The organism is Flaviramulus basaltis, from assembly GCF_900114265.1.
In the GTDB taxonomy this organism is placed as follows: domain Bacteria; phylum Bacteroidota; class Bacteroidia; order Flavobacteriales; family Flavobacteriaceae; genus Flaviramulus; species Flaviramulus basaltis.
On record NZ_FPKV01000002.1, the window covers coordinates 308206 to 325591 of the forward strand.

Below are 17386 nucleotides of genomic sequence, written 5' to 3' on the forward strand. Positions count from 1 at the left end.
TCTGAGTTTTAAACCTTCCGTTTTATTATTAATTATAAACATTATGCTTAAATTAATTATTGTCTTTTTTACCATTTCCAAGCATAGCACCCAACAACCCGTCTTTTATATTGATCCATAAATAGTTAAATATTGATTTGTTTTTATTTCTTTCAATATCAAATCCAGAACCATATCTAAATAAGCCAGAATTATCATGACTATCATTAGATATAAGAAGATTTACTAAACCTGATAAAAATTTATTCTTTTCTTTTCCATTTTCTTTTAAAACAATAATATCAAAATCATCATATTTTAACTTTAAATCGACTTGTGAAGTTTCGTCATTACCATTAATGGTAAAATATGTTTTAATAATTTCACCTTTTAATCTAATATTAAGGTTTGGTTCCATAAACTGGTTCATGCTATCCGCTCTCAGTTTTCCAATTTCAGCTTTATAAATAAATTCATCAGTCGTATTATTAACATCAAAATCCCATTGCACATTAATGTTGGTATCATCCATAAAAACTGACTCAATATTAACAGAAGTGACCGTCTCACTAGTGTTATAAGTATTACTTAAATTGTTGATTTTTGCGTTTAATTTTGAAAACAAAAGTCTACCTCCTTGAGTATTTGGCTGTACTTTTTCTGAATAAATTATGGAACCGTTATTTATAAAAACAGAATTTAAATTCATATTAAAGATTAAATCTCTTAACATTTTACTGTATAATGGCTTATAACTTAAATCATCTGCAATCAGTTTATCTCTATATATTTTAAAGTTAGGATGATAAAAATCAATACGTTGACTTTTGAAATAAAACAACGAGTCTTGTTGAAATCCAAAATCTTGTTTTTTTACCTCAATCGAATCTATGGTTAAATCAAAATGATCTCGTTGTACTTTTATTATATTAGATAATTCTTCTTTCGCGTATTTGGTTTTTAAACGAACACCTTTAAGTTTAGATAAATCTGTTCTAAAATCCACATGATCCAAATACAGATTTTCATAAGCATTTAATTTATAAATTAAATTATTAGATGTGGCTTTAAAATCTTTATAAATAATTTGATTTTTTTCTTTTTTTTGATTGACTTCAATTGCATTAATATTAAAATTCAGGTTTTCAGATTTCAATATTAAAGAATCATTTGAAACGTTGTAAACCTCCACATTTCCATTATTAATTTGAATGGATTCTATTTGAATTATTTGGTTTAACTTATTTTTTAAAACTTCATTGTAAGACTTAGAACTCACTGAATCATTATGATGATAGGTGATATTTGGTTCATCAAAAATAACATTACCTATTGTAATTTTATCATTAAAAAAATAATCCCAATAACTAAAACTACCAACTAAAAAATATTCTAGTTCAACTAGTGCATTTTTTTTATGAGTTGTTTTTCCGTAAACTGAAATCAATGGTTTACTTATATTTACGCTCCCTTTTAATGAATTGACTTTAATATTTTCATACTTTATTTCTACATTCTCACTTATGTTCTCTAATTGGTTTTGAAGTTTATTTTCAATTACATTATTAATTATAAGAACACCAAAAAATAAAAAAACTATTAATCCAACTATTATAACCAGTGTTTTTTTTAACCTTTTGTTCATATCTTAAAGATATATATTCAAAAGCTTCATTACAACTTATTTTAAATATCTTTACTTATTGTAAATTTATATTACTTATGAAACAGCTTTTTTTAATATTTTCCTTCCTAACAATAATTCCAGTTTTTGGCCAAGATAATTTAGATCAACAATTTATTGATATTGAACATAAGATTATAGAATGGCGACGTGATTTTCACCAAAATCCAGAGTTATCAAATAGAGAATTTAAAACTGCTGAAAAAATAGCAAAACACTTAAAATCTTTGGGTATTGAAGTACAAACAGGTGTTGCTCATACTGGTGTTGTAGGACTTTTAAAAGGAAATAATCCTGGAAAGGTAATTGCTTTAAGAGCAGATATTGATGCCCTTCCTGTTACCGAACGCAACGATTTACCATTTAAATCTGAAGTGAAATCAACATTTTTAAATACAGAAACTGGTGTCATGCATGCTTGCGGGCATGATACACACACTGCAATTTTAATGGGTGTAGCGGAAATTTTATCAAAAAATAAAAATAAAATTAATGGTACTGTAAAGTTTATTTTTCAACCTGCTGAAGAAGGTCCTCCACCAGGAGAAAAAGGTGGTGCCGCTTTAATGATAAAAGAAGGTGTTTTAGAAAATCCCAAAGTAGATGCAATTTTCGGATTACATATTGGCTCTGGAATTCCTGTAAACACTATAAAATATAAAACAGAAGGCATGATGGCTGCTGTAGAGCGTTTTGTTATTAACGTGAAGGGAAAACAAACTCATGGATCACAACCTTGGTCTGGCGTTGATCCTATTTTAATTTCAGCTAAAATAATTGATGGTTTACAAACTATTATAAGTAGAGAAGCTAAATTAACTGATGAAGCTGCTGTAATCACTGTTGGGAAAATAACTAGTGGTGTTAGATTTAATATTATACCAGAAACTGCTGAAATGATTGGGACTTTAAGAACCTTAAATCCAGACATGAAGAAGTTAATTATAAGACGTATGACCGAAATGACTGAGACTATAGCAAAAGCTTATGGTGGTAAAGCAACTATTGAGTTTCAAAATAACACCGCTATTACATTTAATAACGTGGCTTTAGTAGAACAAATGCTACCAACTATGAAAAAAGTTGCTGGTGAAAGTAATGTTCAAATTATGAAAGCAACCACAGGTGGTGAAGATTTTTCATTTTTTCAAGAAGTAGTTCCAGGTTTTTTCTTCTACCTAGGTGGCATGACACCAGGAAATACAGAAGCTTTCCCACACCACACACCAGATTTCAAAATTGATGAAAGCGGTCTCCTTTTAGGCGTAAAAACATTAACTCAAATGACATTAGATTATTTAAAGAACTAGAATGGATACAGTACTAAATTTTTTATCTAACATCTCCTGGTGGATCTGGATTTTAATTGCTTTAGCAATAGTTGCAATACGTGACATTTTCTTCCAAAAAGCACATACTATTAGTCATAACTTCCCTATTGTAGGACACATAAGATATATGTTGGAAAGTATAGGTCCAGAAATGCGCCAATATTTTGTTGCTAACAACAGAGAAGAATTACCATTTAATAGAATTGAACGTGGATGGATTTATGCCTCTGCAAAGCATGAAAATAATTATGAAGGTTTTGGTACTGATAGAGATATTTATGCGCATCAACATATTTTTATAAATAATGCAATGATGCCTTTTGAATTACCAGAAAATCATCCCAATAAAATTGACAAAACATTTTTACCCTGTGCTAAAGTTATGGGAGAATTCAGTAAACGTAAAAAACCATTTCGACCAGCATCTATAATTAATGTCTCTGCGATGAGTTTTGGCTCACTTTCCGCGAAAGCCATAGAATCATTAAACAAAGGCGTCAAAATTGCAGGAGCTTATCATAATACTGGTGAAGGTGGTTTATCTCCTTATCATAGCAACGGTGGTGATGTTATTTTTCATTTCGGAACAGGTTATTTTGGAGTAAGAGATAAAAATGGTGATTTTTCAATGAAAAAGTTGATAAAACTAGTTGAAGACAATCCGTTTATTCGCGCCATTGAAGTGAAATTGTCTCAAGGAGCAAAACCAGGAAAAGGTGGTGTTTTACCTGGAGCTAAAATAACTAAAGAAATAGCAGATATCCGTCACGTAGAAATAGGAAAAGATGTATTATCGCCTCCAAACCATAAAGCGTTTTCTAACGTGCCAGAAATGGTTGATTTTATTGAAAAAATTGCAGAAGCAACGGGCTTACCTGTAGGCATTAAAGCTGCTATTGGAAAGTTAGAACAATGGGAAGAATTAGCAGATATTATGGCTAAAACAGGTAAAGGACCAGATTTCATAACCGTTGATGGTGGTGAAGGTGGTACTGGTGCTGCTCCACCTAGTTTTGCAGACCACGTATCCTTACCTTGGGTTTATGGTTTTAGCGATTTATACAAACTATTTCAATCTAAAGGATTAAGCGAACGCATTGTATTTATTGGTAGTGGAAAACTTGGTTTTCCTGCTAAAGCTGCAATGGCCTTTGCTATGGGTGCAGATTGTATTAATGTAGCTCGAGAAGCTATGATGAGTATTGGTTGTATTCAAGCACAAGTTTGCCATACCAACCGTTGCCCTAGTGGTGTTGCAACACAAAGTAAATGGCTACAAAATGGTATAGATCCTACTTTAAAATCGGTGCGATTAGCTCAATATTTTAAAACTTTTAGAAAAGAATTTATTGAAATAACTCATGCAACTGGTTACGAACATCCTTGTCAATTCAAAATGAGCGATATTGATGTAAATGTAGACGATCATTATCTTTCAAAAGAATTGGAGAGCACTTATGGTTATAAAAAAACATATTTACCATTTAATGGCATGCAGGCTTTAAAAGACTGTAAGTATTTAGGAGGACAAGGCGTTAAATTAAAATCTCAATCTAGTGATGAAACAAACACTCTAACAAATTAATATTTTTAAATTTATATTTAAAAAGTAATTTATCTAAAGACGTCAAAAAACATAAACACTTTAATTTTAATTGTTTACATAAAATAAAGATTAATTATATAGTATTTAATGATGAAATTTATTCAATAAAACACCCATTAAATCTGTAATTTGTAGAATTGACTTAAACCACTTAGTTTTGTAAACTGAAATTTAAAACATATGGATCTGAACAGAATTATAGACCTTTTTTTATTCGCTATACCTTCATTAATAACAGGCGTTATAGCCTATTATTTTTTTAGAGAACATACTAGGAATGAAGATGGACGAAGACGCTTTTTACTTAAAAAAGATATGCAAGTAAATTCCATGCCTTTGCGTCTTCAAGCTTATGAGCGTATGGCTCTTTTTCTTGAACGTATTTCGCCTTCAAAATTATTAATAAGAATTCATCCAACAGATTCAAATAAAGAAAGTTACGAGTCTTTACTCATACAAAGTATAGAACAGGAATTCGAACATAATTTATCGCAACAAATTTATATTAGCGATAAATGTTGGAGTATAGTAGCTACTGCAAAAAACGCCACTATTCAACTTATTAGAAAAGCGAGTATGCTAGAAAAAACTGATACAGCAAACAAACTTCGTGAAGTTGTTTTAACCGAAATGATGGAACGCAGATCGCCTAGTGATGCTGCTCTTTCTTTTATAAAAGATGAAGTTTCAGATTTATGGTAAACTAACCTACACGTAACTCGTTAGAACTAGCTTCTTCACATTTCTTTTTAGCATAATAATAGCCTTGTTGCCACCACTCTGTCATTAATTTTTTATTAAATATTAATGAGTTCTCTGTTAGTTTTGATGGTGTATAAAATAAATTTAGCTTAACATCTCTGTTTTTCGCTGCCAACTTACCAATAATAATATCACTGCGTTCTACTTGATCTAATAAATGTCCAAATAAGTTAATCATTAATGAAAATGGATTTTTTCCAAGTACTTTATTATAAGCCATGTTTTCAGACTCTAAAATAACCGCATCAACTTCTGTAGCACCTCTTAAAATAGCTTCTCGAATAGGAACAACACAACCTAAACCACCATCACCGTATTCAAAACCATTCTTCTTTACCAAAGACATAAAAGGAATATAATTACATGAAATCCAAATCCAATCGCAAAATTCATCATAACTAAAATCTTTTATAGACTTATACTCCACCCCATTTTTAGACAAATTCGCAACAGTTACCACAACATCATCTTTGGTTGCTCTAATTAAATTATACTCTTCATAAGTAAAATGCTTTCTTATGTGTCTTCTTAGTGATTTACTCTCACCAAAAGTTCGCTTCATTTTAATAAATTGCCAAAGTGTATTTATGAAATCTATAGATACATACTCTCTATCATCCTTTTTGCGCATAACAAATGGGTTAATACTAAATATGTCGTTTTGGTTTACGTTAGTGAATACTTGATGAATTTTATCAATTTGACCTGCTGCCAAATGTGGCACTAATAAACTGCCTGTAGATGTTCCTAAAAACATATCATAATTCCGGCCTTCTTCTTTAATTAAGTATTCCGCAACACCTCCTGCATATGCACCTTTGCTACCACCACCTGAAATCACTAATGCTTTCATCTATTTGAAATTTCTTTTTTTATAAATTAGTTGCAATATCATATAAATCATTCATAGTTTCCTGCTTTATTTATAAAATTCATAATTAATTTTCTAATTGACTAACTTCCTGATTTTTTAATTTAGCAAAATTATATCCACCTTTCCACCATTTTGTCATCTTTTCTTTATCAAAAATTAAAGAATTAGTAGTTAAAACGGTTGGTGCATAATAAAAATTAATAATGGCATTATTATGTGAAGCCACAAATTTTCCTATTTTAATATTTTGAGATTCAATGCGATCCAGCATAAACCCAAACATATTAGTTAGTAAAGAAAAAGGATTCTTAGAAGGCATTCTATTTAATTGATTAATTTCAGTTTGCAAAATAATAGCATCAACCTCTGTTGCACCTCGCTGGATCGCTTCTTCAATTGGTACCATATTCCCCATTCCACCATCTGCATATTCGCAGCCATTTCTTTTGGCTAAAGTCATAAACGGTGTGTAGTTACAAGATATCCAAATCCAGTCGCAAAATTCCTGATATGTATATTCATTTAAAGATTTATACTCAACTTGATTTAGTGATAAATTAGAAACTGTAACCGCAACATCTATTGGTGATTTTTTTAATTCCAAAAACTCTTCTTCAGATAATGTTTCTTTAATTAAGCGCTTTAAATTATAACTTTCTCCAAATGTCTTACTACCTCGAAAGATATTTAAGAGCACATTAAAGTGGTTTATAGCTATATTTTGTGTACCATGTTTTTTGGTTATAACAAACGGACAAACATTAAAAATACTATCGTTATTCACACTGGTGTAAACCGCTTTTATTTTTTCAATTTTATTTAAAGCTAAATGAGAAACTAAAAGACTTCCCGTAGAAGTGCCTATATATATTTGATATTCTCGCTTTAAATCTTCAATAAGATGTTGAGCAACACCGCCTGCAAATGCCCCTTTACTTCCTCCTCCTGAAATTACCAATGCTCTCATTGTATTACTTTTAATAAATCTTTAGCAAATTTAGAAAATCGCCAGTTGTGGTGCTTTGTTGCTTTTTGTAAATTCTCTTTACAAACATCATTACAAGCTTGTATTTGATTTAAATATTGAAAAGCGTTCTGACGGATTTCAAAACCATATTTAGGACTTGTATAACTTGTTAGTTCATCAAAATATTTCTGTTTATTAATTGGTTCGAAATCTTCAGTAATTAAAGCTAGAGTTAGCCAAAGTGTACGCACATTTTTATCATTAAACCCTTGAGCATCTTTTGTTTTATTCAGATATTTATTTCGCTCTTGCGGAAAGTTTTTCCATAAATTGAATAATGCAACTTCAATGGTTATGTATGATTTATCATTTAAAAGCGATTCATAATCTTCTTTTAATTCTGAAGGAATATTTGATAACGATTTAGCAATTACCTGACGGACTTTAACATCATCAGTAAAAAATGTAGATTTAGAAATATTAGCCCCTAAACTTTCAACAATTTTTTCTTTACAAAATGAATCACTTTGGTTTAATAAAAATAATCTACACGCTTCAGGAGTTTTTTTACAATCATAATTAAGATATTGCATAATGGAAGCTGAATTTGATTTTAAATTTTTTTCCATCTCATTATATAATAGTTCTTTTGATTTTAACCAATCATTTACAAACTGGCTCAAATCCTCTCCACTAGCATTTTCAACTTCACTTATGAAATCATTAGTCTCTACATTTTTAAACTGATGTTTTTCTAAATAGTTTTTAACTGCGTTTTTAAAAGCCTTATCACCAACTTTTTCTCTTAATATGTGTAAAACCCAAGCACCTTTTTTATAAAACGTCGTACTACTTGATTTTGCATTTAATAAAGAGGTGCTTCCTCCTGCTTTATCTTGTTCTAAAAGTTCTTGTGCGTATTCATACAAACGCCAATAGTAAAAATCATCACCAAATACGTTTCTTTCTGCTAATAAGGCATAATAAGTAGCAAAACCTTCTTGGAGCCAATGGTGTGTTCCTGAAGTTTCAGTAACCAAATCTCCAAACCATTGGTGTGCTAATTCATGTGCATTTACGTTTACATAGTTTTTATCTATAAATGCTATAGAATCGATTACATAACTATCTGCAAAAATAGTGGTGCTTGTATTTTCCATACCTGCATACAAAAAGTCTTTCACTGGTACTTGTTTGTAATTTTGCCACGGATACGGAACTCCTATTTCTTCTTCAAGAAAATCAAACATTTGTTTGGTATAACGGTATGTAGGTTCAAATTTCAATGAATCTTTTGGGTAATAATACATTTCTAATGGAATGCCACTTTTTGAGTATTCCACTTTTTTATCATATTTACCAATAACCAAAGCCACCAAATAGCTAGACATAGGTTTTTGCATATCAAATTCCCATAAATTATAAGTAGGATTCTCTGTTTTTGATACCATTTTACCATTAGAAATAACCTGATATTCTTTTGGAGCAACATAGGTTAAATCGAATTCTATTTTATCATTCATATCATCAATTGATGGTAACCAATTGCTTGTGTATTTTCCTTGGCCTTGCGTCCAGATTTGTTTATTTCCATCAGCATTATCCCAATCAATAAAATACATGGCTTTTTTAGGCGATGCAAAGAAGAGAAAATTCAGTTTATAACTTTTTGATGCTTCAAAATCATCGTATATAATAAGTTTTTTACCATCATTCCTGTATTTTATGCACTTTTCATCCAATGCAACATTTTGAAATTGCATGTTTACAGCATCTAAAAAAATAGAATCTGTTTTTTTTAAAATATCAAATTTAATTTCATAAGAATTAAAAATCGTGCTATCTACTGCTATCTGATTAAAAACAATTACGCTATTAACTTTTTTAAAATCAACGTTTTCTGTTTGTTGTGAAAACCCTAAAAAAGTAATTAACAAAAAGAAAAGAGATACTAAATGCTTCATATTAAAATAATAACAAGGATTAGACCAAAATAGCACTTTTAATCTTAATCGAAATAACTTAAATTCGCTTTTATGTCTGTTAACCTTCAAACTCCCATAGATTATTTAAAAGGCGTTGGTCCAAACCGCGCCGATTTGCTACGTAAGGAGTTAGGTATTCACACCTATCAAGATTTAATTAACTTATTTCCAAATAGATATATAGATAGAACACAATACTATAAAATAAGCAAATTACAACGCAACAATGCAGATGTGCAGGTTATTGGTAAAATAATTGAATTTAAAGAAGTTGCACAAAAACGAGGAAAACGCTTGGTTGCAACGTTTCAAGATGAAACAGGAACGATGGAATTGGTTTGGTTTCGTGGACAAAAATGGATTAGAGAGAATTTAAAACTCAACAAATCTTATGTTGCATTCGGAAAAACCAATTGGTTTAGTGGTAAATATAGCATGCCACATCCAGAATTAGAATTACAAGAAGAACATGAAAAAAATTTACGTTCTGCAATGCAACCAGTTTATCCTTCTACCGAAAAATTGTCAAATAGTGGTATTTCAAATAAAGTGATTATTAAAATCATGCAACAATTATTTATTGAAACTAATGGTAATTATGTAGAAACTTTATCAGATAATTTACGCTCAGAATTAAAATTAATAAACAAAAGTTCTGCGCTATTTAATATCCATTTTCCAAAGAGTCAAGAGCTACTTTCAAGAGCACAATTTCGATTAAAATTTGAAGAATTATTTTATATCCAATTACAATTAATTATTAAAAATTTAGTACATAAATCGAAAATTAAAGGCTTTCCTTTTGAAAAAGTAGGCAACTATTTTAACACCTTTTTTAAAGAGCAATTACCGTTTGAATTAACTAATGCACAGAAGCGCGTTTTAAAAGAAATTCGTGCAGATTTGGGTAGCAATGCGCAAATGAATCGTCTTTTACAAGGCGATGTAGGTTCTGGAAAGACTATAGTTGCATTAATGTCAATGTTAATAGCACTTGACAATGATTTTCAAGCATGCTTAATGGCTCCGACTGAAATTTTGTCAGTACAGCACTATAATGGTTTACTTGAAATGTGTAATAATTTGAATATCAGTATTTCAATACTAACAGGTTCAAGTAAAACTTCAGAAAGAAAAAAAATTCATAATTCTTTAGAAAATGGCGAATTACAGATATTAATTGGTACGCATGCACTACTTGAAGATAAGGTGAAATTTAAGAATTTAGGACTCGCTGTTATAGACGAGCAACACCGTTTTGGAGTGGCACAACGTAGTAAATTATGGCATAAAAACACCTCGCCTCCACACGTTTTAGTCATGACGGCAACACCAATTCCAAGAACTTTAGCAATGTCTGTTTATGGCGATTTAGACATCTCTATAATTGACGAATTACCTCCTGGAAGAAAGTCTATAAAAACAGTTCATCGCTATGATAAAAACAGATTAAATGTATTCCGATTTATTCGTGATGAAATAGCAAAAGGCCGACAAATTTATATTGTATATCCGTTAATTCAAGAAAGTGAATCTATGGATTATAAAGATTTAATGGATGGCTACGAAAGTATATCTAGAGATTTTTCAATGCCGGAATATCAAATATCCATTGTACATGGAAAAATGAAACCAGCCGATAAAGAATTCGAAATGCAACGTTTTGTTAAAGGCGAAACACAAATTATGGTAGCAACTACTGTTATAGAGGTTGGAGTAAACGTACCCAATGCATCAGTTATGATTATTGAAAGTGCAGAACGCTTTGGCCTGTCTCAATTACATCAATTACGTGGTCGTGTAGGTCGTGGAGCAGAACAGAGCTATTGTATTTTAATGACAAGTCACAAACTTAGCAGCGATAGCAAAACCCGCTTAGAAACCATGGTTCGCACTAACGATGGCTTTGAAATTGCCGAAGTAGATTTACGCTTACGCGGTCCTGGAGATATTATGGGTACACAACAAAGTGGTGTTTTAAACTTAAAAATAGCCGATATTATTAGAGATAATGATATTTTACAATTGGCTCGATTTCATGCAAAAAACATTCTAAAAATCGACAAAACTCTTTCTAATTCAGAAAATCAAGTGATTTTAAATACATATAAACAGTTAACTAAATACAAAAATATTTGGAATTATATTAGTTAAAAATGTTAAATTTAGCCATTTCATCGATTTTTATTACATTTTAACGGTTTTTTTTGTATTTTTGGGCGATTAAAAAGTCTGAATTTGCTTTTTTACTCGTATTGAAATTAAAAACTTGCCTACTTATGAAATTTAGCGCTATTTATTTTAGAAACGTATTAAGGACAATTTTCCTTTTAATATGTATACAAAGCCATTTATATTCACAGACTATAACAGGAGATTTAAATCAATATCACAAAACTACACTAACATTTGATGCGCTTAGTTTATCTGAAGTTCCTGCAACATATTTAAATTACAGAATGAATGTGACTTTTACAGCACCTTCATCTGCGACTTACACGGTGCCTGCTTATTTTGCAGCCGATGGAAATGCTTCTGAAACTTCAGCTACAAGTGGTAACAAATGGCGCTGCCATTTTAATCCAGATGAAACAGGCATATGGAGTTATTCGGTTTCTTTTAGAACAGGAACTAATATTGCCGTAAGTTTAAATCCTACAGATGGCACACCGACTTCCATAGATGGTGATACTGGTACTTTTGATATTGAAGCAACCAATAAAACAGGTGTTGATTTTAGAGCAAAAGGAAAACTACAATATATTGGGAAAAGTACTGCACAATTTGATAATGGTGATTACTATTTTGAAATGGGTTCTGATAGTCCAGAAACATTTTTAGAATACGCAGACTTTGATGCCACAACTCCTAGACATGATTATAGTGAAATGGCATCGAATTATCTTAGTGGTGACCCTACTTGGAAAGGCGGAAAAGGCACAGGAATTATTGGTGCAGTAAATTACTTAGCTAGTCAAGAGGCTAATATTCAGTACATTATTTTTAATAACATTACAGGTGATGGTGATAGAACTTATCCATTCCCAAACAAAACAGATTATACTACTTATGATGTGTCTAAGCTAGACCAGTGGCAAATAGTTTTTGACCACATGTATAATAAAGGCATAGCCTTAGAAATGGTGTTAGGTGAAACAGAAAACAGCAATTGGTTTGAAGATCAAGAAGGTATAAATAGATCGAATTTTTCAAATAGTAGAAAATTATACTATAGAGAGTTAATTGCTCGATTTGGGTATTTAAATATCGTTTATAATACCGGTGAAGAAGCTAATTGGAATACTAATGGAGACCAATTCACAGCTGCGCAAATAGAAGAAATAGCTGTTTATATTCAAGCATTAAGCCCTTATTCCGATCTAATTTCCGCACACAATGGTTCTGCGAGTAATTTTAGTATTTATCCAGAATTAACAGCTTTATCAGGCACTTCCGCTTTAACAGCCATATCAATTCAAGGTAATTATAATGATTTAAAACTTACACACGACCAAGTTATCAATATTAAAAATTTGGCAATTGCGGATGGTACAGAATGGGTTGTAAGATTCACAGAGCCATATACATCTGTTTTAAATCCTAATATTGAAACATGGACAGAAAAATCGCTATGGCCCAGTATTACAGCTGGTTCTGTGGGCATTCATCATATAGATGGTGCTGGTGGTGATGTAAGTAATGATAATTTAGCACAATATCAGCCTTATCTAGAAAGAATGAAATACGCAAAAAATTTCTTTGAAGATAATAATATCCCTTTTTGGAATATGAGTAATGATGATGCTTCTATTAGTAAAGGGTATTTATTATCGGATAATTTAGAAAATTATATTGCCTTTTTAGCAGATGGTGGAACTGCTACATTAGATTTACCAGGTTCTAATACATATAGTGTTAAGTGGTTTGACCCTAGAAACGGGGGCGATTTAAAAGATGGTTCTGTAACAACTATAAATTCTGATACAAATGTATTTATTGGCAACCCTCCTAACAACTCATCTGCAAGTTGGGTCGTTTTAGTAAGAAATAATAAAACTTTATTATTAAGAAATAGCAAAACTTTATTAGTTAAAGATATAAACGATGCTGATCTTAACGTTAAAATTTTTCCAAATCCTGTAACTTCATTTGGTAAAATATTTATTTCTGGTATTGAAAAAGGTCACCATACAGCTATAATCTATGATATTAGAGGAAGAATTATGAATAAAAAAAACGTAGAATTCACAAATGATGTCGAAGAATTCAAAATAGGAGGTTTAAAGTCTGGTATTTATATTTTTACCTTAAATAATAGTTTAAATAAATCATATTCTGCAAAATTAATAATAGATTAATTTGATTTTTTTAATGCTAATACTTCGATGTTAACTAAAAACAGAAACATATGATTTGGTATTACATGTCATAATGACTAGGAAAATTAAACACCTTTTAAGCAATAAAGATTCAGAATAAGCAAAATTATCAGAAGTATTTATGAACCAAAAACAGTAACTATTAATAAACCTTTTTTATTATTTGGTAAGCTTTTGTGTAAACCAATAAATAATTAACATTAAGATATTTTCTAGATCATAAAAAATTTAAAACAGCTGTAAAAGATATTTATCTTTACAAAAACAAAAAAATGCTTCATTTAAAGTTAGAAACAGACCCGCGTTGGGTAAATATAGTAGAATCGAATATTGAAGAAATATTAACAGATCATGCATGGTGTGAGCAAAAAGCAGCTACTAATGCCATAACTATCATCACATTAAATTCAGAATATCCAGATTTAGTAACCGAATTGCTGGAACTTGCTAAGGAAGAGTTAGAGCATTTTGAAATGGTTCACGAAATAATTAAAAAAAGAGGCTTTAAATTAGGGCGTGAACGTAAAGACAGCTATGTAAATGAACTTTATAAATTCATGAATAAAGGCGGAAACAGGCTACAATGCATGGTAGATAGACTCTTATTTTCAGCTATGATTGAAGCCAGAAGCTGCGAACGTTTTAAATTACTCTCTAAAGAAATAAACGATCCTGAACTTTCAAAATTTTATCATGAGTTAATGATTAGCGAAGCTGGACATTATACCACATTTATAACCTTTGCACGTAAATACGGAAAAGATATTGATGTTGATAAACGCTGGAAAGAATTAGTGAAATTTGAAAGTGAACTCATTAAAAATTATGGCAAACATGAGACTATTCATGGTTAAAAAAATTAGCTCAATCAAATTAATGACTGAGCTTTTACATAACTCTTAATAGTTTGATTGATGTTTAATATGCTAGCCTAAAATAATCACTAATTAAGTACCACATTGTTAGTGTTTTGTTAATTAATTGCATTGCACTGTTAATTAACATATTAACAAGAATCAATTCGCTGTGTAAATCATCTCAAACAGATTGTTTAACTTTGCGTTTCTTATGTAAAGATGCTATTTAAAGAATGATTAATATTCACGAGAAAACATTACAAGATTTAGAGTTTCAAACGGTTTTACAACAAGTTAGCGAACATTGTGTAACACCTCTAGGAAATGAAAAAGCATTACAAATCTCTCCTCATAAAACTAAGGAAGAACTGCTAATTTCATTAAAACTAACCAATGAATATCTTTCTTCGTTTTATAATGATAACAGAATCCCAAACCATGGTTTTGATACGATAACTAAAGAATTAAAGTTACTACGTATCGAAAACACTTACTTAGAAGTTCATGCTTTAAAGAAAATAGTTTCCATATCGCTAACTGTTAATGATATTGTAACGTATTTAAAAAAGTTTCAAGAATACTATCCTGGTTTAAGTGAATTTGCTTCTCATATAGAAGTTACCAAAATAATTATTGAAAAAATAGACAGTATTGTTGATCGCTTTAGTGATATTAAAGATAATGCCTCTACCCTTTTATTTGAACTTCGTCAATCGATAAACAAAATAAAAGGTAAAATTAATGCGAGTTTTACAACAGCTTTAAATATGTATCATAATCTTGAGTATTTGGATGATATTCGAGAATCTGTAGTAGACAACAAGCGTGTTTTAGCTGTAAAAGCAATGTATCGTCGTAAAGTAAAGGGAGCTATTATGGGTGGCAGCAAAACAGGAAGTATTGTTTATATAGAGCCAGAAACAACACTTCAACACTCTAGAGAATTAAATAATTTAGAATATGAAGAACATGAGGAAGTCATTCGTATTTTAAAAGAAGTGACTAATTTTATTCGTCCGTTTTTACCGTTGTTGCATGACTATCAATCTTTTTTGATAGACTTAGATGTTATTTCCGCGAAAGCGAAATATGCACGACCTATGAATGCCATTCTTCCAGAGTTTACCGAAGATAGAAGCATGTATTTACGAGATGCTTATCACCCACTGCTCTATTTAAATAATTTAAACAAGCAAGAAAAAACCTTTCCGCAAACAATAGAATTAAAGCAGAATAGCCGAATTATAGTCATCTCAGGTCCTAATGCTGGAGGAAAAAGTATCACTTTAAAAACGGTTGGTTTACTCCAAGTTATGCTACAAAGTGGCATATTAATTCCAGTGCATGAGCGTAGTAAAGTATGTTTATTTGATAGGATTTTAAGCGATATTGGCGACAATCAATCTATTGAAAACCATTTAAGTACTTACAGCTACCGTTTAAAACAAATGAATTATTTCTTGAAGAAATGTAATAAAAATACGCTCTTCTTAATTGATGAATTTGGTACAGGAAGTGATCCAGAACTTGGTGGTGCTTTAGCTGAAACCTTTTTAGAAGAGTTTTATCATCGTGACGCTTTTGGTATTATTACAACCCACTACTCCAACTTAAAAATATTAGCTAACGAGTTACCATTTATGCTTAACGCTAATATGTTGTTTGATGAAAAAACTTTAGAACCACTTTTTAAATTGATAATTGGTCAAGCAGGAAGTAGTTTTACCTTTGAGGTTGCACAAAAGAATGGAATCCCTTATAGCTTAATAAACCGCGCTAAAAAGAAGATTGAACGCAGTAAAGTAAGATTTGATGCTACCATTGCTAAACTTCAAAAAGAACGCTCTAAATTGGAAAAAACTGGGCAATCTCTAAAACTCAACGAAAAGAAAAAAATTGAAGAAGCCGATAAACTTGAAGAAATAAATGCTAAAATTCAAAAGAAATTAGAAAACTATCAAGAATTATATGATAGCAACCAACGTTTAATTTACTTAGGACAAAAAGTAAATGATATTGCCGAAAAGTATTTTGAAAACAAGCAAAAGCGTGAATTAATGGACGAACTTTTTAAAGTAGTTCAAATTGAGAATTCAAAACGCAAAAAAGTTTCAGTAAAACAGAAAAAAGCAATTAAAGCTAAAGAAACTCAAGTAAAACAAGAAGCCGAGAAGAAAGTAGAAGTTATTCGTGAGAAGAAAAAAGTAGCTAAACAAAAAGCTATTGAAACCCCAAAACCAAAAGCCATTTTAAAAGTTGGTGACCGCGTAAGAATGGAAGATGGTCGTGCTATAGGTAGTATAGATAAAATAGAAAAAAACAAAGCTGTTGTTAACTACGGGATATTTACGACTAATGTAAGTATGGATCAATTAGAATTGGTTGAAGCTATTAAAAAATAACGGTAAGTAGGTTCGTTTTTAAAGACTATACAAATCTTATCTTTGTATAGTCTTTGCGAGAAATTATTATGAAATATATCCCTAAACATAAAAAACTCATCTTGTTTGACGGTGTTTGCAATTTATGCAATACCTCAGTGCAATATGTTATAAAGCACGACAAGAAGGACATATTTATGTTTACCGCTTTACAAAGCACAGTTGGTAAACAAATTATTGAAGAATTTAAAATTGACACTAAAAAAACAGACTCTATTTTACTTTACACGCCAGAAAAAGGGTTAGAATACAAATCTAAAGCAGCTTTAAAAATTGCTTACTACTTAGGTTTTCCTTATAGTTTAATGAGTGTGTTTTTTATTGTTCCGCCTTTTATTCGCAATTGGGTTTACGATTATATTGCAAAAAACAGATATAAATGGTACGGTAAAAAAGATGCTTGTATGATTCCTACTCCAGAGTTAAAAAGTAAATTTTTAGAATAACACTTCATCAAATATATTTAAAAAAATACGCTTTAACGGTCGAAATGACTATAAAATACCGACAAAAGCAATTGT

General features: G+C 30.6%; 12 protein-coding genes. 8 read left to right on the top strand and 4 right to left on the bottom strand.

The features are described 5' to 3' along the window. Nucleotides 1-52: 52 nt before the first annotated feature. Nucleotides 53-1624, bottom strand: coding sequence for a hypothetical protein (locus tag BT151_RS08065; protein WP_072401289.1), 1572 nt, complete (start codon nucleotides 1622-1624; stop codon nucleotides 53-55). A gap of 77 nt (nucleotides 1625-1701) precedes the next feature. Here BT151_RS08065 and BT151_RS08070 point away from each other — a divergent pair, with 77 nt between their 5' ends. From BT151_RS08070 to BT151_RS08080, 3 genes are all read left to right on the top strand, one after another. Further along, nucleotides 1702-2973: a M20 family metallopeptidase gene (locus tag BT151_RS08070; protein ID WP_072401290.1), complete on the top strand. Its 1272-nt coding sequence runs from the start codon at nucleotides 1702-1704 to the stop codon at nucleotides 2971-2973. Nucleotide 2974: 1 nt separating this feature from the next. Next, entirely contained in the window at nucleotides 2975-4579 is a 1605-nt protein-coding gene (locus BT151_RS08075) for an FMN-binding glutamate synthase family protein (protein WP_072401291.1), read from the top strand. A gap of 201 nt (nucleotides 4580-4780) precedes the next feature. Further along, on the top strand, nucleotides 4781-5302 hold the full coding sequence (locus BT151_RS08080) for a DUF7935 family protein (protein WP_072401292.1): 522 nt from the start codon (nucleotides 4781-4783) through the stop codon (nucleotides 5300-5302). A gap of 1 nt (nucleotide 5303) precedes the next feature. Here BT151_RS08080 and BT151_RS08085 read toward each other — a convergent pair whose 3' ends face one another. From BT151_RS08085 to BT151_RS08095, 3 genes are all read right to left on the bottom strand, one after another. After that, a complete protein-coding gene (locus BT151_RS08085) occupies nucleotides 5304-6215 on the bottom strand; it encodes a patatin-like phospholipase family protein (protein WP_072401293.1) in 912 nt (303 codons plus the stop codon). An 85-nt stretch (nucleotides 6216-6300) separates the two neighbouring features. Next, complete coding sequence (locus BT151_RS08090; protein WP_072401294.1) at nucleotides 6301-7203, bottom strand: patatin-like phospholipase family protein; 903 nt, start codon at nucleotides 7201-7203, stop codon at nucleotides 6301-6303. After that, nucleotides 7200-9167, bottom strand: coding sequence for a M1 family metallopeptidase (locus tag BT151_RS08095; protein WP_072401295.1), 1968 nt, complete (start codon nucleotides 9165-9167; stop codon nucleotides 7200-7202). The genes BT151_RS08090 and BT151_RS08095 overlap by 4 nt, the downstream gene beginning before the upstream one ends. 72 nt (nucleotides 9168-9239) lie before the next feature. On the opposite strand from BT151_RS08095, the gene recG reads away from it, so the two are divergent. From recG to BT151_RS08120, 5 genes are all read left to right on the top strand, one after another. Continuing rightward, nucleotides 9240-11342, top strand: a complete 2103-nt coding sequence (gene recG / locus BT151_RS08100) for an ATP-dependent DNA helicase RecG (RefSeq protein WP_072401296.1) — start codon at nucleotides 9240-9242, stop codon at nucleotides 11340-11342. A 125-nt stretch (nucleotides 11343-11467) separates the two neighbouring features. Then, complete coding sequence (locus tag BT151_RS08105) at nucleotides 11468-13546, top strand: DUF5060 domain-containing protein (protein ID WP_072401297.1); 2079 nt, start codon at nucleotides 11468-11470, stop codon at nucleotides 13544-13546. Nucleotides 13547-13839: 293 nt separating this feature from the next. Further along, complete coding sequence (gene miaE / locus BT151_RS08110; RefSeq protein ID WP_072401298.1) at nucleotides 13840-14421, top strand: MiaE family protein; 582 nt, start codon at nucleotides 13840-13842, stop codon at nucleotides 14419-14421. A gap of 236 nt (nucleotides 14422-14657) precedes the next feature. Continuing rightward, complete coding sequence (locus BT151_RS08115; RefSeq protein WP_072401299.1) at nucleotides 14658-16826, top strand: endonuclease MutS2; 2169 nt, start codon at nucleotides 14658-14660, stop codon at nucleotides 16824-16826. 68 nt (nucleotides 16827-16894) lie between these two features. Continuing rightward, entirely contained in the window at nucleotides 16895-17311 is a 417-nt protein-coding gene (locus tag BT151_RS08120; protein WP_072401300.1) for a thiol-disulfide oxidoreductase DCC family protein, read from the top strand. Nucleotides 17312-17386 lie beyond the last annotated feature (75 nt).

What these genes read in the sequence shown, in the direction of transcription:
- recG (WP_072401296.1), top strand. Translation starts at nt 9,240, where the DNA reads ATGTCTGTTAACCTTCAAACTCCCATAGATTATTTAAAAGGCGTTGGT.
- BT151_RS08085 (WP_072401293.1), bottom strand. Translation starts at nt 6,215, where the DNA reads ATGAAAGCATTAGTGATTTCAGGTGGTGGTAGCAAAGGTGCATATGCA.
- miaE (WP_072401298.1), top strand. Translation starts at nt 13,840, where the DNA reads ATGCTTCATTTAAAGTTAGAAACAGACCCGCGTTGGGTAAATATAGTA.
- BT151_RS08095 (WP_072401295.1), bottom strand. Translation starts at nt 9,167, where the DNA reads ATGAAGCATTTAGTATCTCTTTTCTTTTTGTTAATTACTTTTTTAGGG.
- BT151_RS08105 (WP_072401297.1), top strand. Translation starts at nt 11,468, where the DNA reads ATGAAATTTAGCGCTATTTATTTTAGAAACGTATTAAGGACAATTTTC.
- BT151_RS08090 (WP_072401294.1), bottom strand. Translation starts at nt 7,203, where the DNA reads ATGAGAGCATTGGTAATTTCAGGAGGAGGAAGTAAAGGGGCATTTGCA.
- BT151_RS08115 (WP_072401299.1), top strand. Translation starts at nt 14,658, where the DNA reads ATGATTAATATTCACGAGAAAACATTACAAGATTTAGAGTTTCAAACG.
- BT151_RS08080 (WP_072401292.1), top strand. Translation starts at nt 4,781, where the DNA reads ATGGATCTGAACAGAATTATAGACCTTTTTTTATTCGCTATACCTTCA.
- BT151_RS08065 (WP_072401289.1), bottom strand. Translation starts at nt 1,624, where the DNA reads ATGAACAAAAGGTTAAAAAAAACACTGGTTATAATAGTTGGATTAATA.
- BT151_RS08120 (WP_072401300.1), top strand. Translation starts at nt 16,895, where the DNA reads ATGAAATATATCCCTAAACATAAAAAACTCATCTTGTTTGACGGTGTT.
- BT151_RS08070 (WP_072401290.1), top strand. Translation starts at nt 1,702, where the DNA reads ATGAAACAGCTTTTTTTAATATTTTCCTTCCTAACAATAATTCCAGTT.
- BT151_RS08075 (WP_072401291.1), top strand. Translation starts at nt 2,975, where the DNA reads ATGGATACAGTACTAAATTTTTTATCTAACATCTCCTGGTGGATCTGG.